18 protein-coding genes are annotated in these 19861 nt (G+C 30.1%); 3 read left to right on the forward strand and 15 right to left on the reverse strand.

Features of this window, described 5'->3' with window-relative positions; all coding sequences use genetic code 11:
* The first annotated feature begins 186 nt into the window (after window positions 1–186).
* Window positions 187–552 (forward strand): hypothetical protein, encoded by a 366-nt coding sequence (locus P0R33_RS18260; RefSeq protein WP_276172593.1) that lies wholly within the window; start codon window positions 187–189, stop codon window positions 550–552.
* Window positions 553–632: 80 nt separating this feature from the next.
* Here P0R33_RS18260 and P0R33_RS18265 read toward each other — a convergent pair whose 3' ends face one another.
* From P0R33_RS18265 to P0R33_RS18325, 13 genes are all read right to left on the reverse strand, one after another.
* A complete protein-coding gene (locus P0R33_RS18265; protein WP_276172594.1) occupies window positions 633–1985 on the reverse strand; it encodes a GH1 family beta-glucosidase in 1353 nt (450 codons plus the stop codon).
* A 431-nt stretch (window positions 1986–2416) separates the two neighbouring features.
* Complete coding sequence (locus P0R33_RS18270; protein WP_276172595.1) at window positions 2417–2821, reverse strand: hypothetical protein; 405 nt, start codon at window positions 2819–2821, stop codon at window positions 2417–2419.
* A gap of 66 nt (window positions 2822–2887) precedes the next feature.
* Entirely contained in the window at window positions 2888–3955 is a 1068-nt protein-coding gene (locus P0R33_RS18275; RefSeq protein WP_276172596.1) for a type I restriction endonuclease, read from the reverse strand.
* Between the two features lie 100 nt (window positions 3956–4055).
* The gene (locus P0R33_RS18280) at window positions 4056–4565 is read right to left on the reverse strand and encodes a hypothetical protein (RefSeq protein WP_276172597.1); all 510 of its coding nucleotides are present in this window, start codon (window positions 4563–4565) and stop codon (window positions 4056–4058) included.
* Window positions 4566–4567: 2 nt separating this feature from the next.
* Window positions 4568–6313, reverse strand: a complete 1746-nt coding sequence (locus tag P0R33_RS18285; RefSeq protein WP_276172598.1) for a DUF308 domain-containing protein — start codon at window positions 6311–6313, stop codon at window positions 4568–4570.
* Between the two features lie 3 nt (window positions 6314–6316).
* Window positions 6317–7864, reverse strand: a complete 1548-nt coding sequence (locus tag P0R33_RS18290; protein WP_276172599.1) for a DUF4407 domain-containing protein — start codon at window positions 7862–7864, stop codon at window positions 6317–6319.
* Window positions 7848–9092 carry a DUF4407 domain-containing protein gene (locus P0R33_RS18295; protein ID WP_276172601.1) on the reverse strand — a complete coding sequence of 415 codons (1245 nt, stop codon included), beginning with the start codon at window positions 9090–9092 and terminating at the stop codon, window positions 7848–7850. Before P0R33_RS18295 ends, P0R33_RS18290 begins: the two co-directional genes overlap by 17 nt.
* Window positions 9089–9499 (reverse strand): hypothetical protein, encoded by a 411-nt coding sequence (locus P0R33_RS18300; protein ID WP_276172602.1) that lies wholly within the window; start codon window positions 9497–9499, stop codon window positions 9089–9091. Before P0R33_RS18300 ends, P0R33_RS18295 begins: the two co-directional genes overlap by 4 nt.
* Window positions 9500–9705: 206 nt before the next feature.
* Window positions 9706–9987, reverse strand: a complete 282-nt coding sequence (gene yidD, locus P0R33_RS18305) for a membrane protein insertion efficiency factor YidD (RefSeq protein ID WP_276172603.1) — start codon at window positions 9985–9987, stop codon at window positions 9706–9708.
* Window position 9988: 1 nt separating this feature from the next.
* Window positions 9989–10219: a hypothetical protein gene (locus P0R33_RS18310; RefSeq protein WP_276172604.1), complete on the reverse strand. Its 231-nt coding sequence runs from the start codon at window positions 10217–10219 to the stop codon at window positions 9989–9991.
* 154 nt (window positions 10220–10373) lie between these two features.
* Complete coding sequence (locus tag P0R33_RS18315; protein WP_276172605.1) at window positions 10374–11042, reverse strand: response regulator; 669 nt, start codon at window positions 11040–11042, stop codon at window positions 10374–10376.
* A gap of 6 nt (window positions 11043–11048) precedes the next feature.
* Window positions 11049–12638 carry an ATP-binding protein gene (locus P0R33_RS18320; protein WP_343591594.1) on the reverse strand — a complete coding sequence of 530 codons (1590 nt, stop codon included), beginning with the start codon at window positions 12636–12638 and terminating at the stop codon, window positions 11049–11051.
* A 160-nt stretch (window positions 12639–12798) separates the two neighbouring features.
* A complete protein-coding gene (locus tag P0R33_RS18325; protein ID WP_276172607.1) occupies window positions 12799–12981 on the reverse strand; it encodes a hypothetical protein in 183 nt (60 codons plus the stop codon).
* 321 nt (window positions 12982–13302) lie between these two features.
* On the opposite strand from P0R33_RS18325, the gene P0R33_RS18330 reads away from it, so the two are divergent.
* Complete coding sequence (locus P0R33_RS18330) at window positions 13303–14283, forward strand: hypothetical protein (RefSeq protein ID WP_276172608.1); 981 nt, start codon at window positions 13303–13305, stop codon at window positions 14281–14283.
* 112 nt (window positions 14284–14395) lie between these two features.
* Window positions 14396–14809, forward strand: a complete 414-nt coding sequence (locus tag P0R33_RS18335) for a lipocalin family protein (protein ID WP_276172609.1) — start codon at window positions 14396–14398, stop codon at window positions 14807–14809.
* Between the two features lie 101 nt (window positions 14810–14910).
* On the opposite strand, the gene P0R33_RS18340 is transcribed toward P0R33_RS18335, so the two are convergent.
* Together P0R33_RS18340 and P0R33_RS18345 are read right to left on the reverse strand one after the other, a co-directional pair.
* On the reverse strand, window positions 14911–18930 hold the full coding sequence (locus P0R33_RS18340) for a PAS domain S-box protein (RefSeq protein ID WP_276172610.1): 4020 nt from the start codon (window positions 18928–18930) through the stop codon (window positions 14911–14913).
* A gap of 11 nt (window positions 18931–18941) precedes the next feature.
* The gene (locus P0R33_RS18345) at window positions 18942–19391 is read right to left on the reverse strand and encodes a response regulator (RefSeq protein ID WP_276172611.1); all 450 of its coding nucleotides are present in this window, start codon (window positions 19389–19391) and stop codon (window positions 18942–18944) included.
* Window positions 19392–19861: the final 470 nt, after the last annotated feature.

A 19861-nucleotide genomic window follows, 5' to 3' on the forward strand; every position in this document is an offset into this window, starting at 1 on the left:
TGTTTATCAATAAATTAGCTATTTTTTTACCCTTTTTTTTACTTTTTTTTGCCTCTAAAATGTTGGTTTTAAAAGACATAAAAACTTCCCTTTTTTCTGCCCGTTTGTTTGTAATAAATTATCTATATTTATAAAAGTTTAAAAGAATTTTTTGGTTCTAATAACAATCTGTTTAAAAGCATTTTTATGAAAAAGCTCCTCATTTTAGTAATTATATTATGCACTTTTGGCTGTAAAAAATATGTTGTTTCATTTGAACAGCCAACCAATATGAAATTGGACAACTTAAAACTGGAAGTATTTCTGGATAAAAAGAAAATTCAAGATCTTAATTTGAAAGCCACAAATGCATTACCGACGTATGAAACCTTAGCTTTGCCAGTTTCGGATGAAGGAAAGCATCTATTTGAGGTTAAAACGAAGGATACAACCTTTGGTTATACTATAAAATATCCCGAAGAGAAATATATTCTAGTTACAGCATTTTTAAAAGACAATGGAAAAGTGCATATCGGAATTTTAAAACAGCAATATAAATTTAGGCTTCATTAGAAGTCGCTTGAATTTCAAAACAAAAAAAGCCTTTCGCAGTTTAATTGCAAAAGGCTTTTTTTATTTTAAATATTCTGTTTTTAAGATAGAAAATCTTTAAACCATAATCCTGAATTTTTAATGGTTCTTTTTTGTGTTTCAAAATCCACATGAATTAATCCGAATCTGGCGTTGTAACCTTCTGCCCATTCAAAATTATCAGTCAGACTCCAAACAAAATAGCCATCGACATTTACGCCGTCATTTTTGGCTTTTAAAATTTGTTCTAGATTATCTTGAATAAAATGTGTGCGTTTAATATCATGAACTTTTCCATTTGTTACAACGTCTGGAAAAGCGGCGCCATTTTCGGTAATAATAATTTTTTTGATGCCCTTGTATTCATTAAACTTTTTAAGCACGTGATACATGGCAGGCGGATAAACTTCCCAACCCATTTCGGTTGAGATTACATTTCGTTTTTCGGCACTTACAAGTTCGGCGCCAATGTAAGGCGTCAGAATAGACGATTTTACAACTTCTCTGGTGTAACATTGCAGACCTATAAAGTCAAAATCAAAAGCCAGATTATTCAAATCGTCTGGCGCAATATAATTATTTAGTTTTTTAAGAACTGGAAGATCTTTCTGCGGATAACCCAATCCTAAAATTGGCTCGATGAAAGTTCTGTTTAATAGCGTATCGACACGTTTTGCAGCTTCTAGATCTTTTGCACTTTCTGTTGCAGGTTCGATATGCGTACATGAAAAAGTTGTTCCGATGTTGGCATTTGGAACACGTTCTCGAATTATTTTAGCGCCAGCAGAAGTTGCAAGAGTAACGTGATGCATGGCTTTTAGATAATTAGTAATTCCTTTTCGGCCTGGAGCATGAATTCCTAAAAAGTAACCAGCGCCAGTAAAAACAGACGGTTCGTTTATTACCATCCAGTTTTTTACGCGATCACCAAAATATTGCACACAAACTTCTACATATTCGGCAAACCAAGCAACCGATTCGCGGTTGGTCCAACCTCCTTTCACTTCCAGCGCATGAGGCAAATCCCAATGATAAAGTGTAATCCAAGGTTCTATTCCAGATGCAAGTAGCGAATCTATAATTTTATTGTAGTAATCTATTCCTGCTTGATTTATAGGATGAATTCCCGTTGGCATAATTCTAGGCCAGCTGATAGAAAATCTAAAATTCGGAATGTTTAACTCGTTAATTAGTTTAATATCCTCCTGATAAGTATTGTAGAAATCACAGGCAGTTAGGGCATGATGTCCGTTTTTTATTTTTCCTTTTTGAGAAGTAAAAACATCCCAAATAGAAGAACCTTTTCCGTCAGAATCATGTGCACCTTCAATTTGGAAAGCGGCGGTTGATACACCCCACAAGAAATCTTCACCAAATTGGTTTTTGTTCAAAAATGAGCTTTCAATTTTATTCATTCAATCTTTACTTTCCTTTATTTAAAATGGTTTATTAATGTAGGAAAGAAGATTGCATTGCTCTTAAGAAAAGCCATTCTTTGAATGATACTAGAAAATTTAGGTTAAATAATTTCATAACGATTAGTTTTATTTCAAATTACCGAAACTAATGTGAAATTATTGTAAAGTGATTATTATCAAATGATTAAATGTTTTAAATGGGAAGAAAATTAATCTTCCCATCCGCAAAGTGTGAGACCGTAACCTTGAGCTTGCTTAAGAGATGTTTTTACTACTCCATGGCTACAAGCACTTAAACCTCTACAGTTTTCATTATAATGATATTTTTTTGCACCCTTGGAACCGCAAATGTAAACGTTGGTTTCGGATGGACGAAATGAGGTTAGAAAAACAAGAAGTAAGAGCAAAGTATATTTCATGCGGTAATTTTATTTGACAATAAGATTGTATTCGTTTCCCCTTTTATCTAGAGCTTTTAGTTTTCCATTTGCAATCCATTCAGTATTAATTTCTACTTCGGAAATAGTGTCTTTTAAAATTCCTGCGCCGTATTTTCCTTGAACATTAATATTTCCAAAAACAGAATCGCCTGCAGTATTTATTCCTTTAACGTCATAATTATATTCGTAATGCCCAGGATTTCCTGTTCTGTATTCATATTTATAAGAAGTATTTACATGATAGGTTTTGGCTTCTTCTGGGGTAATGGTTTTACGATCGTCGGCTGTAACTACTTCTTTATAAAAAGAATTTATCTGTGATGGAGGAGGAGCTGAAGCTTTTTTGCAGGAAAAGGTAAATAATAAAAGTAAGATGAGGTAGTTTTTTTTCATAGGCGTTTTGTTGTTTGGTTATATCGTGATAAATCTAGTTAGAATTAAAATCTTTAATATGAGTACTTATACGGGATTTAATTCTGTTTCGTAAAGTGCTACAGTTTCTAATAATTCTTTTTCGTATTGATAAATATCATCAATTGTAGATATTGCTATTTTAGCCTCAGTTTTATTATTATTGAAAAGGCTAATATATTTTTTACCGCTATTTAGGTGAAGTCTGCATAAAGGTTTACGATTATTATCATCTAATAATATTCCGAAATAAGATTGTGTGTCACGATATACGATTCTGGCAACTGGCAGTTTTCGTCGTAAAATAGCAACTACTATGCGGTAAGCGTCAAGTTCTTCTTCTGTAGTGACTATTTTATTGTCGTCTTCAATTGAGACAATTTCTTCGTCTTGTTGTTTAATCGTTTCTTTGCTTAAAGCAGCATTTAGACGATCATTAATTTTATCATTAATAAACTGGCTTACTGATTTTTGAACTAAATCTTTAAATTCATCAACAACTTTTTCAGTCAGTCTTCCTATATATATTTTGCTTGCAAACAGTTTTGTAAAATCGTTTGATGGGCTTTCTAATTCTGCATTTATTAATTTCTTGATCTCTTTAATATATTTTAATGAACTGGCATTGCTTACAATATTATCTACATCGAAATTGGCTTTATGAAATTTTGCAATTTCGTTTATTGTATTTTCTTTGAGATTGCAAATGTCAAATTCTAAAAATGGCTTTTCATCCATTTTATTTTGATCATCTAAATCAGTAAAAAACTGATAATTAATTCCGTTGGTTAAAAGAGCAAATCGGGTTTTTGTAACATGAAAATAGCGAAATAACTGTGAATTATGAACGGTAAGTTTTTCTTTCCAGCTTTTGCATTCGACAATTATAATTGGTTCTCCATTTTGAAAAATAGCATAATCTACTTTTTCACCTTTTTTTAAGCCAAGATCGGCTGTAAATTCAGGAACAACTTCTAGCGGATTAAAAGCATCATATCCCAAAATATGTATAAAAGGCAGTACAAAAGCATGTTTTGTAGATTCTTCTGTTTCAATTTTACTTTTTAGCTGATTTATTTTATCTGCTAACGATTTTAGTTGAATATTCATTTCCATTGATTTGTAGTTTTAAATTAATAATTCAAATGTAAAACCAATAAAAATCAGTATATTATGGAAATCCGTAATGCAGTAAAATTTTACAATCTGTTTATGACTAATGATAAAATGGAGTATCTACCGTTGGAATAAACCATTTTAAGAAATGTTCAAAAATGGTAATTAGAGAAAAAGTAAATAGTATCAATAAAAAACCTTTTAGAAGATAATAACCAATATTTTCCTTTTCAATTTCAATACTATCTAATCTTTTACCAAATGATAATTGCAATATTTTTTCAGCTATGAAATAAGATATGAAAGTGAAGAAAAATGTAAAGCCAATAAAAATTGTAATTTTTTGCATTGATGTTAAAAATGTATATTCTATTGTTTTGGAATTAATGATTATTTCAATTGAATTTTCAATTAATTCCAAAGCAACTTTTAAAAATAGGAAATAACTAATTAGAATGGAGACATACCATATTGTGTATGAAATTTTTATTTTTTCTTGCTCTTCAGATTTGATATTTAATTTTTTTGCTAAAAATTGTAGTGACATTAACATTAATAAAGTTGAAACTATTGCCACAAGACAGGTGAAAAATAAACTTTGTTTGTCCATGATTATTTTGATTTTAAGGAGATTCTCCAATTGTTTAAATTTGAAATTTCATTTGGTATATTTCCAGGTTTAGCATTTGGAGCTGTCGTTTCCCATAGAATATATTTTTGGTCGTTATAGTTATAAGCAGTACCATTAATTGGTAAATTAATCCCAATTATTGAGTGTCCGTAAAATTCACTACTCATAAGTGCAACGTCATAATTATAATGGCTTAGAATACTGTATAATAATAATGTACGGGTATCACAGTCTCCTTTTAGATTAACTAAAAATTCTACAGGAGTATTGATTCCGAACCGTTGGTTTCCACTGCAATCTCCTTTATTGCTTAAAAGATAATTTCTTGTAAAGCGATCACTGTATAAATTAGAATTGCAGTCTTTATCAAGTACTAAAGCATATGGTATATCTTGAACAAATGTTACAATCATTTCTGCGAATTGTATTTTGTTTAATTTTTTTACTTTACCGATACTATCAAAAAGTCGAAACAGGCTATTAAAATTATTTTTATCAAATTCTTTTAAATCAAAAATAACCTTGTCGTAAGCATTTATATTATTTGAGCTTAAACGAAGACTTTTCTTGAATAAATGCGCTTTTTTATAATCATTTAATTTAATTTTATATTGGCCTTCATATTTGTTTCCAGAATAATCTTTCCAAGATCTGTATCTTGTTATAATGCTATCATTTTCAATGTCTTGATCTTCATGTTTAGTTTGGTTAATGGGAATATAGGGAGCTATTTCTCTTGGAGAATCAACAATTAATGGTTTTGGATTATAAGTATGTGATTGTGTACTAAAGGAATGAATTAGGGAAACAATAAATCCGATTAAAAATAATATTCCAATTATTCTAAAGAATGGTTTAAAAAATGAACCAAGATTTCCTAAAATTAGTATGATTGCGAAAAAAGCAATTATATATAGAATGCTTGGCAATAAAAATATTAGAAATACTAATCCGAACAAAATACCAAGAATACCAAAGCTTTGATTTACACACCCTGGATTATTGCCATTAGTATTACGAGATCTAAAATTTAATGGTTGACTATTTTTTAAATATTCCCAATTACCCCAAACATTATGATTATGCTTTTTGCATTTATATTCTTTTCTGATATAATTATTTCTAGTTTCTGTTCTGCCTGTTTCTATATTACTACATACGCAAATTGAGGGAGATTCTGGAATACAAGTTACTTCATCTTGAACTAAAATAACTTTCTCTTCAATTTTCCTTGTTTCATCAATAATATATCCTGTAATATAAGCATTAAATGACCCAAAAATTTCATCGCCTTCTGTTTGATGAAGTTTTCTTATTATTTCAAATTCAAATAATTCAGGTTCTAACACATTTACTCCAAATAATTTTTCATTTGCAGTTATTGTAACAGGAAGATCTTTAGGTAATTTTTCTTTTGGAAATTTATCCCCTTTTATTCTTTTCCTTTTAATAACATTTTCAAAATCTTTAGGGAAAATGAAAGGTTTGTTAGCTCTAAAGTCATCTCGACTTTCAGTTGTTACATTTGCTTCATAAATTTCAAAATCAAATAAATCAGCTTTCTCATAATCGTCATCGATTTTGACGCCTCTATATTTCCCCGAAATAATTCCTTTCAAATATGTTTTTCTTGGTGTCAGAATTTCATATGTGATTTTTTTATAGGTTAGATTATCTTCTCCTATAAAAGTTTCTTCATTGATGATATTTTCTGTTTTATCTAGCATTTTCTAATCGTTTTCGGGTTTTTGATCATAGAGAAATTCTAGTAGTCCTTTTTCATCATTTGAAGTCTTTGTAATTAATCTCATTTTAGTTCTAAAAGGAGAATCTAACCAATATTCATATTTACGCATTTCTTCATCCGTATATTCTTTATTAATTGATCTTACAATCTCATTATATTTTTGAATATTAAACTTTTTTAGTTTTCCTAATAGGGGAGTTAATCTATTTAATGATTCTCTGTTGAAATAGGATATATTATGAGACATTTTTTTTGTAAAAAGTTTTTTTGAATGGTCATATTCTTCTAAAATAATTCGATGTTCAATTAGCATTCTTTGGAAATAATAATCTGATGTATTAATACTATTTATATTTACTGATTTAATGTTAGTTTCTAACCAATTAAAATCAGTTGTGTTTATAAGTTCTTGCCTCAATTTGATAATATCGGGTTCGTTAGTTTCTTTGGTCTTGAATATTTTCGAACATAAATCACGAGCTTTGTATTTAAAATAGATTGGTAATAGAAATATTAAGCAAATCATTATTGTAATAATCCATGAAAGAGGATTTCCAGCAAATAATAACTGAATTGTTTTTACATAAAAATTACTTTTATCTAAAAGAATATTTAAAGAATTATAGTTGTCAATTTTATTTGTGACTAAAGCATTTAATTTTATTTTGAAATTATCAAAATCTTTTTTTAGCAAACCTTCTATGGCTATAGAGTTAATATCAATTAGAAAATTCTGATCTGATGTTAATTCATTGTCTAACAAATTTTCAAGGCTATTTAATATTTTTGCTTTCTGTAATTCTTCTTTATTGCTTAAACTAAATTTTTTGTCAATTTTATTAAACTCAATTAATTGCTTTGTTGCTTTGATAATAAACAAGCTATCAGTTTTAATTTTTAAATCGATTACACCAATTTGTTTTTTTAAAGAGTTTACTTCTCTATAGCCTACTTGGCTGATAATTTTAGAATTGAAGTCTTTTTGATTTAGAAGTTCTTCTTTAATTAATTGTTTATTTGTTAATGTATATAGTTTAATTCTTTCTGAAATCTTATGTTTTCCAATGTTACTTTGCACGGAGAAAGAAAGAAAAGATACATTTAAAGGCTGAGCAATAATAATAGCTAGTAAAGTCATAAAGCCAATTCTCAAAATCATAGAAAGATTAAAAAAACTGTTTTGGCTCGGATTTATTCCTTCGAGATTGTTATTTGAACTTTTATTCTTTTTTCTCTTTGATGATAAAGGGATTATAGCTGGTGAAATAGTATGAAGTAATAATAAATACATATTTACAACTACCGCTCCCCAAATAAGACCTATTGTGATGCCAAAAAAATGAGCTCCATTAAATAATGAAATAATAAAAAATGTTGCACTAAAAAAACATCCTATAAATATTAGAAGAACAAAAAAGCCAATTAAAGCAAATCTTGTTTGAATTAGTTTATTACATTTTTTTAAAATGTAATTATCTTCTCCAGAACAGGTAAATAAAAAAAGCCGAATTTCGTTAACTGCTTTGTTCATTTTTTTCGATTGAATTTATATAAGCATCAAGATTATTATCTATTTTACTCATTTCTCTTTCTTTATATTTTTCGGCGGCGTATTTTGTGAGTTCTTTTTGAATTTCAGTAACTTTAATTTTTTCAAAAATTAACTTTTCGGCCTCATGATTAACTACCAAATGTTTTTCAACTCCCTGCTTGTCTTTGTAGTAATCATATTTTACTTCTATTCCATATTCGGCTTTTATTAATTCATCGCGATTTTCAGCTAAATAGTCGTAAGTCGTTTTTGTCAACATCAGTTTGAAAAAAATAGGAGTAAGTTCTATTGCCATGAATAGTAAAGTGATAAAAAGAGAAATCCAGAAACCAGCTACTTCATGAGCAATTTTTATACGTTCAAGTAAACCATCGAGGCCATTAGCTATTTTAGTATTGTCACTCCTTTCTTTATCCTTTTCTAATCGCAACTGTTTCTTTTTAGTATTTAAATCATTTATTTCGGACTTATTTATTTCATCGAATCTATTTAATTCTGCTTCTAGTTTTTCTTGTTGAACTTTTAATGCTCTTGCTACAGGACCTTCTCCTTGTCCTCTGCCTCCCAGACCTTCAGAGGTTTCTTTTCGATATTGAGCTTCATAATCTTTAATTCGATTTAGTAAATCGGCTCTCTGATTTTCAATTTTTCCAAAATCAGCTAGTAAAAGTTTTTCTCTTTCGGCATATGTTTTATCAACCTTTGATTGATATTCTACTTGTTGTTCAAGTTGTTTTTCTCGTAATTTTATGTCAATTTCTGTTTTGAACATTCGGATTTCTACGGGTTTTGAAATCGTCATAGCTATAATCATTCCCATTAAAATTCTAGGCAAAGCACTTTTTAATTCTCCTATAGTTATAGCTTCAGTTCCATCACCTTTTCCGGTACTTGTTACAATAAATCTATCAATATTGAAGATCATTAATCCCCAAACAATTCCAAAAAAGATAGCTATGCAAATAGTTTGAAAATCTATTGGATTATCTATTGCAGATCCTCGAGGTTCAAATATGGTATAAAAGGCATAACCTCCTGCAATACCAGCTAAAGCACCAGTTGCAAAAACAATTCCACCTAAGCACATATATTTTATTTGATCAGAATAGGTAGCTCTTTCAAGTAAATATCGATCACCTCCAGCGCATTTCCACAGAAAACGCATTACAGTGCTAGATTCGGGTAGTTTGTAATATTCTCGTGTCATATAAATTCATTTTGGTTATAAGTATTATGTTTGAAATTAAAATCTTGATTTTTTATATTAACTTTTGATGTTTTTATTTCTGGATTTGGAATAGAAATCTCTATCGAAGAATGGATTAATCGAGGAGTTCGATTCTCTTCTAGATTTAAAGAAAGATTTGAAAAAATCGTTTTGAAACTTTGGTTTTCTATTTTTAAGGATGGATCAAATTTTAACGAGTATGTTTTCTTTCTAAAAAGACCATGTACAACTATATCCATGTTGGAAGAGATATTTTCAAGATTGAAAATTTTGATGCTCTTTTCTAAAGTTTTTCTATTGTTAAACGAATACCACAAAGCATTATTGAACTCATAGTCAATGATAATGAAACTATTTTTGAACAGATATTTTCTTTCGTAGTTCAATTTTATAAATTCAATATTTTTATTTCTTTTAAAAAGAATAACAAAGAATCTAGTCAATACTGTTTTAGTAAAGGAGATCTGTTCTATTAAATATTTTAGATATTGTGAAAGCAAAATTTCAAGGCTTTAGGATATGTGATATTCGATAAATCTAATTAGAATTGACTCCTGGAGAAAGAGTACAAATACCTGATTTTGTTTATGATTTAAGTAATTAATCTTTCAGCAATTTTCTCTTTGTCAATTATTAGTTGAGAAGGAAGAATCATCTGGATTTTGTTATTAATTGGATTTTGAAAAATTGAAAAGTTTCCTCTACAGTTTTTATATCGAAATTGAAATGCTTTTAGTCCCTTTATTAATCCTTCTTTTTGAGTTGTTTCAAACACATAATGAGAACAGGATTTTTTAAAAATGCATTTTCTTCTTTTAGATTGAGGAATTAAAATCCAATACAATCGGATAATTAATAAGATGAAAAATTTCATTTTATTTTTCGAAAACAATTAAGTGTGTGAAAAGTGTTTGAGCTGGTCTTGCTCCAAATCCAAAACAACCTATTTCTGCATTAACAAAAGTTGTAATGTTTTCTACTCTGACATATTTCCAACCTATTTCGGTATGATATTTTATCGCACTTTCTAATTGTTCTGCAATTTGAGTTGATGTGTTTTTCTTTAAATCGATTGAAGCGGCGAAGGGTACTACTTTGAATTCCATAATTTTAGGGTTTAATTAATTTTTAAATTGATTTAACAACCCAAAAGTAAATCCAATCAAAACCAGTATTTTACGGAAATCCATAATCCGATATCTTAATTTTAAGAAATAAAAAAAGCTCCCGAAGGAGCTTTTTAAAATAGAATAGAGAAATTTAAATTATCCCCATATCTTTTACAATAGATACCAAATGGACAGTATTGTTGGCTTTAAAAAAGTCTTTGAGTTTAGACAATCTTTTTTCCATGGCACTTTTGCTATTTGGCTTAACATCTAAGGTTTTAAAAATCTCTATTATTTCATCCTGAGAAGTTCCAGAAGATAAATATTTTAGAATTTTTATATCCACATCGTCTATTTCGTAGTTACCTTTTCCCTGAAGCGCAGATGCAACTTCGGGTGAAATAAATTTTTCATCAGAAGCTGAAATTATCGTTAGAGCTTTTTTGAGCTCTTCAATACTGTTTCTGCCTTTTAGTACAAAGGCATTAATCTCAGAATCTTCAAAAAGTGATTTTATACGTGCATTTTTATCTTCAATCGAGTAGGCAATAATTTTAATTTCAGGTTGCAGTTCACGAACTTTTTGAATCAACTCGTCTCCACTTCCAATTTTTATTTCGCGATGATCTTTTTTAAACGAAAGATCACTAATTAATAAATCGTATGGTTCATTATCCTGAATGGCTTTTCTTATTTTTAGAAAAGCGTCATCGCAATATTTTGCGTGCTGAAAATTGACAATGTTGAAATCACTCAAAGTTTGTTTTATGGCTAAATTAAATTCTTCAAAATCCTCAGCTATTATTACTTTTTTAAACATAGGCTTTTATTTAGGCATTGTTATTTTTACTTTAAAACCTTTATTAGGTTCAGTTTCAAAAGTAATAGTTCCATTATTAGACAAAATACGGTTTTCCATATTTTGTAAACCATTTTTTATGATTTTTGATTTTTCACATCCTTTTCCATTGTCGCTATAATCAATTAACAGGGAATTAGCGTTTGTATAAAATTTTATAGATACTACTGGAGCCTCACTGTGTTTTTTCATATTGACCATTAATTCATGTAAAACTCTTTGAATGGTAATCTTTTTTAAATCCTCAATCGAATCCCAATTTATTTTTTCTATACCATTAATAATAACATTTGTTTGATTGCTATTGTAGGTAGAAAGCATCTCTTTTAAATTGTTAGGGAATTTTTGCCCAGTGTCTATATCGTTATTTTCACGAGAAATTCCTCTTACACGAGAATAAATATTATCTAGTTTTTGCAACAAGTTTTCTTTGTTGTTTTCATTGGCCAAAGGTTGTGTTTGTGTGTAAGTAATGGCATGAAAAACATCATTAGCCAAGCCATCATGAATATCTTTTGCAATTCTTGTTTCGGTATCGTAAGCTATTTTTATTTCTACAAGACGAGTTTTATGTTTATAGCGATTTCTTAAATAAACACCTAAAAGTATAACAGCAATTAAAGTAGCAAATAAAATTATTTTGTCTTTTTCTGCTTCTTTAATAGCGACTAAATTTTCTGCCTGTTTTAAACGAAGTCTTTGGTTTTCATCTTTTTCTTTTTTCGAGTCGTATTTTATTTTAGCAAATTTGTTTTTATAATTATTACGAACACTAATAATACTATCGTTAATGGCAATATATTTCTGAGCAAATTTTTTATCTGAACCATTGGTGATTAAATAAGACAATGCTTTTAGGCGTTCATCAACACTATTCAATTTAGTTGCTATTGCGTAAGCTTTATTACCAAATTCGTTAGATTTTTTAGAATCTATTTTAGAATAGAATTCAGCTAAATGCAAATAACTGCCAATACTTCCGTAATCATCATTAATTTCAATTCTTAATCTTAAACCTTCGTTTAAAAAAATAAGACTTTTTTCTGTTAATCCCTTTTTATAATAAGCATATCCTAGATTGTCAATAATTCGAGAGTTACTTTTTTGTGTATCTCTGTCTTCTGATTTTTTTCTTGTCGAAAGCGAATCAAGAATTTGTATTGCATTGTCATATTTTTTTTGTTTGATGTATATAACCGCAATATTGTTTAGAGGTGATTGTTTAAAATTAGAATCCTTAATTCCTTTAATTGATTGTTTGTAATAATAAATTGCATCATTATAAAGTGAAAGTTCTTTATCTGCGATTCCAAATAAGTTATTAATCGCTGCGGTATAATCTTTTTCTTTTTTACTGTAGGGTAAAGCTTCAGTTAATGTTTCTTTGCTTCCGTAGTAATCGCCATTTATTTGTTGAATACTTGCCATTTGAATTAAACTGTAGACAACATTAGAACTATCTTTAATATTTTCAAATACAATTTTAGATTTATTAAAATAATAAAATGCACTATTATAGTTGTTTTGCTGAAAATTACTTAATGCTTTTTTCTGCAAAAGAATAGCATATCTGAAAGAAGATTTTGATTTTTGAGTTGATACAGTTTTCTCTTGACAACAGAAAAAAAGCAGAAAAACTAAATAAAAAAACGGGGATCGTAACATGAATCTTACTTTCCCCGAAAATACTAATTTAATAAATTAAATCAGATTTTATTTATGGATTTTTTATTGGTGGCTTAACAGGAATCGGATCATCATCTGGACCATCGGCCTTTAATTGGTTAATATCTTTTTTTATCTCAGTTTTGCCTTCAGCTGTTTCGAATTCGTCAGCAGTGCAAGAAAATAATGTTGTTGTCAATAGGGTAAACGCTCCCCATAAAAAAATCTTTTTCATAGTTGAAATTTTTAGGTTATTGGCGTTCAGAACTTTTCTGATTATGCCATTTTTGGTGGGAAGTGAAGTGCGTACGACAGTAAGATTTTCATCTATACTTCCCGGAATAGAATCCACCTTACGGTTTTCCGCACTTTGTAATTGAACTAGTTTTGTACATTTGTTTTTGACCTGCAGATCAAAACATTAACTAATTTTGTTGAGGCAAAGTTATATGAGGTTTAGAGCTGTATTGATACGGAATTCCGGGATTTCCGATTTAGTTTTCTGCAATCCCTAGAATTCCTTTAAAATCCTTAAAATGACCAAAAAAAAAAGCCTATGCATAACAATACTTTAGAAGATTTATATAAAAAAGCCGTTAAAGAGAAATACGAAGAAGCAAAAAACGGTGATGATTTTTTTTTCTTGAATGCTCCAACAAGAGGAAAACTGAATAAGTTATGTTGGGAAAAATTCACGAATAATAATATGCATTCAAATGATTTGAATGTTTTTAATTCTCTTCTTGGAATTTCCTTTGATATTAATTCACAGAAAAAATTTAAGAAAGAAACTAATCCTTTTCGGCCAATTGAAAATTTTTTTAAAGGAGAAACAGATCCAGATAAGATCGAAGTTGTGGATATGGCTGCAATTTTAGTAGATTTTCAGCCCAGACCTTTTAATAAGTTTAGAAAACAAATTGATGATGAGGACTTGGAAATTTATAATGAGTTAAAGAATAATACCAAGCCTAATGTAGAAATAGATCTCGGTAATTTAATTGATGAGGTTGAAGAAGAATTTACAGATTCAAAAATAGTTATTGATAATGAAGAACCTGATAAAATTCAAAGTGAAGAATCAGAATCAGTTGAAGGTGAAGAACTAAAACAAACTCCAACTGCTATATCAACTTTTGTTAAAATGGATAATAAACCAAAATCTAATAAATTAAAATATTTAGCAATTACAGCTGTTCTTTTTGGTTTAGGCTTAATCATTTATTTAGTCTTACCAAATCAACAATGCATGCAATGGTCTGGAAATCATTATGAATTAGTAGATTGTGATTTAAAAATTGAAAGTGCTGGAGCATTTAATCGTATAGAACTTTTAGATAAAAGTTTATTAAATCTTAAAAAAGTAAATGTCACAGAAACTACAATATTTTTTGATAAAAATGGGGACGCAATAATTTGGTATGCAAAAACAGCAAATGGTATTGATTTTTTTAGTTGTCATGGTAGACACCCAGAAAACAATAAAGCTTTAAAACCTGTGACGAAATATATTATTGATAAATATGTGAAAAAATAACGTTAAAATGCGATTTATGTAAAATAATCCTAAAATCATGGAATTTTCTGTAAGATTATACATTTAATTTAGCAGTATTAAAATTAATAACAAATAAAACAAAAAATCTACCATGAAAAATAAAGCAATATTATTAGGACTATTAAGCATCGGTTTTTTTGCAACATCTTGCAGCAATGATGATAATGAAGGAGAAACAATTGTTCCGTTACAAGGAAAATACAATCTTAGACAAACAGGAACAATTCAAAATGGACAAGAAGTTTTAGTTGATGCTGCGGCAAACCAAGCTGGCTGTTCTACAGATTATTTAGATCTTAGATTAAGCAATGCAGCAGTTTACGGAGATTATAATGGAAGCAATTGTGCTTTAGTAGAAACTACAGGTACTTACGTAAGATCTCATAATGATTTGACTATTACAATTAATGGTGTTACTACAACTAGTGACATTATGAATCTAACAAACAAAGAATTGAAAATAAAAGACAAAACAACTGGTGTTATTACAGTTTTTAGTCGATAAGAAAAATTGTTTTGAGATAATTTCAATGTGCTTTGAAATGGAAAAACGGAAACAACTCTAAAGTAGTTTCCGTTTTTTTTTTATGATTTTTTTAATTGAAATTAATTTACTGGAATATAAATGTCAAAAGTGGCTCCTTCATTTAACACGCCAAAAGCCGTTATAAATCCGTTGTGGTTTTCTACAATCTTTTTTACAATTGCCAATCCGATTCCGGTTCCGTTGTAACGATCTCTTCCGTGTAAGCGCTGGAAAACTTCGAATATCTTTTTGTTATATTGAGATTCAAAACCAATACCGTTGTCTGAAACCTGAATATGACAATATTTTTTGGTCGGAATCAGTTTTTCGTTATCGAATTCTTCTGCTAATGCAATTTCACTTTTAATTTTAATTACAATCGGAATTTCAGGATTAGAAAACTTTAATGAATTGCTAATCAAATTATATAGTAATTGTTTGAACTGAAACGGAATAATGTCGACCTTAGAAGTTTTCTCGATCTCAATAACAGCATGTTTTTGCTCTAATTCTTCGGTTAAATCTTCTTTTACTTCTTTTATAATTTGAGAAAGATCAGTCTTTACAAAAATACGTTCCTGAATATTGGTTCTAGAATAAGCTAATAAATCATTAATTAAAGTTTGCATTCGCTGTGCCGCGTTCTGCATTCTTCTAAATTTATCTTTTGCATTTTCAGACAAGCTATCCAATTCTTTGTCCATAATCTGCGAGGCGAAAGTCTGTATTTTTCGAAGCGGTTCCTGCAAATCATGACTAGAAATATAAGCAAATGACTGAAGTTCTTTGTTCATTTCTTCCAGCTCATTATTTTTCTGCTCCAATTCTTGAGCGTATATTTTTAGCGTATCATCGGCTTTTTTTCTTTCCGTTAAATCGTGTGTCACTTTAGAGAAACCAATAATTTCATCTTGTTTATTATGCACAGCTGTAATGACAACACTTGCCCAAAATTTACTTCCATCTTTTCGTTTACGCCAGCCTTCATGAACTACTTTTCCGTTTTCTATGGCAAGCTGTAAAAGTTTTTCTGGAAGTTTGCTTTTTTGATCTTCTTCGGTATAAAAAATAGAAAAATATTTCCCGATAATTTCATCAGCTTTATAGCCTTTTATTTTTTCTGCACCAGCATTCCAGTTTTCAATAATTCCATGTGCGCTTAGGTATAAAATGGCGTATTCCTGAACTTCTTCGACCATTAAATGATAACGTTCTTCACTTTTTCGAAGCGATTCGTTAATCTGAATTAATTCTCTCGTTCTTGCTGTAACCTGTTGTTCAAGCTCGTGCGTAAAAGCTTTTTCGGTATGAATATCAGTAAAAGCACCAACCCATTTTATGATTTTCTCATCTGGACCTAAAACAGGTTCTCCAATAACGGTGTGCCATCGATAAGTGCCGTCTTTTCTGCGCATTCTTATATCGCATCGATACATTTCCCCAGTTGAAAGCGCATGCTGCCAAATTTTGACATTTTCGTCAAAATCATCAGGGTGAATCATAGCTTCCCACGAACCTTCGTGACCTGGTTCTATGCCTGTGTATTCAAACCATTTTCCAGAAGTAAATAATGCATTTCCTTCAGCATCAGTTTCCCAGATTAGCTGCGGAATACTTTCTGTTAAGGAACGAAATCGCGTTTCGCTTTCTTCAATTTTTTTTCGAGCTTCTACTTTTTCCGTAACGTCAATCAGCGTCATTCTAATTCCTGAAATCGAATTATCGCTTTCGCGGAGTGGAGCAAATTCAAAATCAACATAAAACTGATTACTTCCGCTTTCATTTTCAATCAAAAGCAAAGATTCAGATTCGGCATAAACTTCACCAGATTCGTATACTTTTTTTAATAATTTTCCGTATTTCTGTTTTTTAAGTTCTGGAAATATTTTTAAAAGATTTTTACCTTCTACATCTTCTCGCTGTTTTTTCCAGATATTATCCAAAAGAACATAATTTGCCATTTCGATAATAAAATCATTTCCTCTTAAAATGGCTTTCGGAACAGGAGATTGCATGATGAGGTTTCGTAATTTTTTCTCGCTTTCTTCAATTTTCTGCTGATACCTTTTTTCGTCGGTAATATCTCTAACCGTTCCAATAAGTTTTTCGGCTTCGTGATTTTCATCATAAAAAACTTTTCCTTTTCCTTCAACCCAATGAATCGATTTATCTTTCCAGATTACTCGCGCTTCATAATTTAGAAAACCAGAATTTATAGCATCTTTAAATGCTTTATTACGAATATGCATATCATCAGGATGAAGATGTCCTAATAAATCTTCGTGCGTTAACATAATATCTTCTGTATAACCTCCAACAATTTCAAGATAGCGTTGAGAATAAAAAGGAGCTCTAGTTTTTACATTGAGTTCCCAAGTTCCTAATTCGCTGGCTTCTACTACGATTTTAAGGCGATCTTCGTTGAGTTCGATTTTTTTGCGTGCTTCTACCTTTTCGCTGACTTCTGTAACCGTAACAATGATTCCTGTAATTTCTCCATTTTCTTCTCTTAATGGATGATAAAGAAAATCAAAATACCAAATTCCTTGTTTGCCGTGTCTGTTTAGAGGTATAGGCATTTCATTTCCATGATAAGGAATTCCAGTGGTAAAAACATCATCTAAAAGTTTGCTTACAGTATCTTTTACTTCTGGTAATGAATCAAATAAAGGGCGGCCAACAAAAGTATCTTCTTCTCGAGCCACAAGTTTAAGATAAGCCTCATTTGCCATTTCGACAACATATTCAGTTCCGCGAAGAATTGTGATACCAACGGGAGCCTGACGAACTGTATCTCGGAAACGTTTGTCGCTTTCTTCAATTTTTTGTTTGGCTAAATATAAATCGGTAATTTCTACCGCAGTATTCATAACGGCATAAACTTTACCGTTTAAATCATATAAAGGTGTAAAGCTATAATTGAAATAGAACGGTTGCAATACATTATCTTTTACAATATCAACACGAGAATTTCTGGAATGATAAGATTGCCCAGTTTCAAATACTGTAGCAACTTGTTCAAAAATTGACTGATTTTGTAATTCAGGTAGGATTTCTTTGTACGTTTTTCCTATTACATCTGAGCCTTTTCCCCAGATATTTATAATCGATTCGTTGGCAAGTTCAATGCGCATTTCTTTTCCAACATAAACCGCTATCGGAAAAGGTGCGTTTTCTACCAATTGTCTTATTTTTTGTTCGCTTTCTTCGACTTTAGAACGCGCCAAAACCTGAGCAGTGACTTCGGTGGCAATTGCTACAACTCCAGAAATAGTTCCATCAGAATCTCTTAGTGCTTCGTAAACAAAATTGATATAAGTATTTTCAGTTTTTCCGTTTCGAGTTAATTGTACAAAGGTTTCGTCGGTTGCAACTTTTTTTCCGTCGATATAAATGTTCTGTAGAATTTCGCCAAGACCTTGTTTTTTCAATTCGGGTAAAACCTCAAAAATAGGCTGATTGATAATATCCTCGGCTTTTGTTTGCCAAAGTTGCATCATTTGTTCGTTGGCAATTTCGACAATATGATTTTTACCTCTAAAAATACACATGGCTACTGGAGCCTGCATAATATTATTGACAAAACGCGCATTACTTTCTTGCAAGGCATCGGCAACAATTTTCTTTTCGGTGGTTTCAATAACGGTAACTAAAATTCCGCCAACAGAACCATCTTCTATTTTTATTGGGCTGTATGAAAAATCGAAAAAACAATCTTCTGTATATCCATTGCGATGGAGCGGAACTTTAAAATCAGGAAAACTAACTGCATTTCCTTTCATTACGTCGGAGAACATCGGGCCAATCTGATCCCATATTTCAGCAAATGTTTTTTGCGAACTTCCACCCAAAGCTTCTGGATGTTTCGTTGCTCCTAAAATTGGACGAAAAGCGTCATTGTATAATTGTGTATAATTTTTCCCCCAAGCAATGTACATCCCGAAAGGATTGCCAAGCATCATTGCCGTCATGGTTTTGAGGCTTTGAGGCCATTTTTCAGGATCTCCCAAAGGCGTTTTGCTCCAGTCTTCTGAACGAATTAAACTGCCCATTTCTCCTCCTTCGGACAGAAAGTAATGTTCCTTTTTGTTACGGTTCATCCAAAGAAGATTTAGGGTTGCAATATGAAATTGGCTCTTTCGGGCTGATTAAAATTATTTTGAGATGCTACTGTCAATGCTTTTTCAATAACAGTTTTTAATTTAGAAAATTCTCCAGGTTTACGAATGTAGTATGAAGCGCCTTTTTGATATAGATTATTTACAATTTCGCTGTCAAGTGAAGTCGAAAAAATAATAATGGGCAGATTTTTCAGTTTTTCATTTTCTTTAATTTCTGTTAAGCATTCAATACCGTTCTTACGAGGCATGTTTAAATCAAGAAAAATGACATCAGGAAAAGTTTTGAGTTCATTATTTTCTAAATAATTCATCAATTGCACGCCGTCATGCACCATAAAAAGTTCTGCCTTGATTGACGTTTCGCTCAGAGCTTCTCTAAAGAAATCGCAATCATCTTCGTCATCATCTGCTAATAAAAGATTGTAATGCTTTATAACCATTTTTAGTCTCCTAAAATTTACTGTTAATTATATTTTATAAATTTAACTTTTTTATGTAAGATTTCTGTTTTTTTGAGAGATGTTTTTTTTATAATATGAAAAAAACTATTAGAGATCTTTTTTATGCTTTCAAACAATTTAATTTAAAGTTTAGCGTTTTTAAAAATTACGAGATATTTTTATTTTCTTCAAACTTCTCTTTATTTTTATTTTTTCTGCATAATAAAATGCTGAAACTCCTTTAAAAATCACACTTTTTCAATCTTAATTTTTTCAATTTTTGTGTATACCGTATCCATAAAGTGTGAAATAATTATACACTATTTTTTCGCCTCTTTTTTTTAAATGCCTCTAGAACAGCCTAGAACCGTATTGGCACGACGCTTGCAAATTGTGTTTATGTCAAAATCTTTGATGTATCTGATTTTTTAATTGTTTCTCCCCATACGAGTTTCAAATTAATGAGAAAG

The organism is Flavobacterium sp. YJ01 (genome assembly GCF_029320955.1).
Taxonomy (GTDB): domain Bacteria; phylum Bacteroidota; class Bacteroidia; order Flavobacteriales; family Flavobacteriaceae; genus Flavobacterium.

Bases quoted from the DNA above. Each gene is read 5' to 3' on its own strand.
- P0R33_RS18330 (WP_276172608.1), top strand. From the start codon at position 13,303: ATGCATAACAATACTTTAGAAGATTTATATAAAAAAGCCGTTAAAGAG.
- P0R33_RS18295 (WP_276172601.1), bottom strand. From the start codon at position 9,092: ATGACACGAGAATATTACAAACTACCCGAATCTAGCACTGTAATGCGT.
- P0R33_RS18335 (WP_276172609.1), top strand. From the start codon at position 14,396: ATGAAAAATAAAGCAATATTATTAGGACTATTAAGCATCGGTTTTTTT.
- P0R33_RS18265 (WP_276172594.1), bottom strand. From the start codon at position 1,985: ATGAATAAAATTGAAAGCTCATTTTTGAACAAAAACCAATTTGGTGAA.
- P0R33_RS18260 (WP_276172593.1), top strand. From the start codon at position 187: ATGAAAAAGCTCCTCATTTTAGTAATTATATTATGCACTTTTGGCTGT.
- P0R33_RS18285 (WP_276172598.1), bottom strand. From the start codon at position 6,313: ATGCTAGATAAAACAGAAAATATCATCAATGAAGAAACTTTTATAGGA.
- P0R33_RS18290 (WP_276172599.1), bottom strand. From the start codon at position 7,864: ATGAACAAAGCAGTTAACGAAATTCGGCTTTTTTTATTTACCTGTTCT.
- P0R33_RS18280 (WP_276172597.1), bottom strand. From the start codon at position 4,565: ATGGACAAACAAAGTTTATTTTTCACCTGTCTTGTGGCAATAGTTTCA.
- P0R33_RS18325 (WP_276172607.1), bottom strand. From the start codon at position 12,981: ATGAAAAAGATTTTTTTATGGGGAGCGTTTACCCTATTGACAACAACA.
- P0R33_RS18315 (WP_276172605.1), bottom strand. From the start codon at position 11,042: ATGTTTAAAAAAGTAATAATAGCTGAGGATTTTGAAGAATTTAATTTA.
- P0R33_RS18275 (WP_276172596.1), bottom strand. From the start codon at position 3,955: ATGGAAATGAATATTCAACTAAAATCGTTAGCAGATAAAATAAATCAG.
- yidD (WP_276172603.1), bottom strand. From the start codon at position 9,987: ATGAAATTTTTCATCTTATTAATTATCCGATTGTATTGGATTTTAATT.
- P0R33_RS18340 (WP_276172610.1), bottom strand. From the start codon at position 18,930: ATGAACCGTAACAAAAAGGAACATTACTTTCTGTCCGAAGGAGGAGAA.
- P0R33_RS18310 (WP_276172604.1), bottom strand. From the start codon at position 10,219: ATGGAATTCAAAGTAGTACCCTTCGCCGCTTCAATCGATTTAAAGAAA.
- P0R33_RS18345 (WP_276172611.1), bottom strand. From the start codon at position 19,391: ATGGTTATAAAGCATTACAATCTTTTATTAGCAGATGATGACGAAGAT.
- P0R33_RS18270 (WP_276172595.1), bottom strand. From the start codon at position 2,821: ATGAAAAAAAACTACCTCATCTTACTTTTATTATTTACCTTTTCCTGC.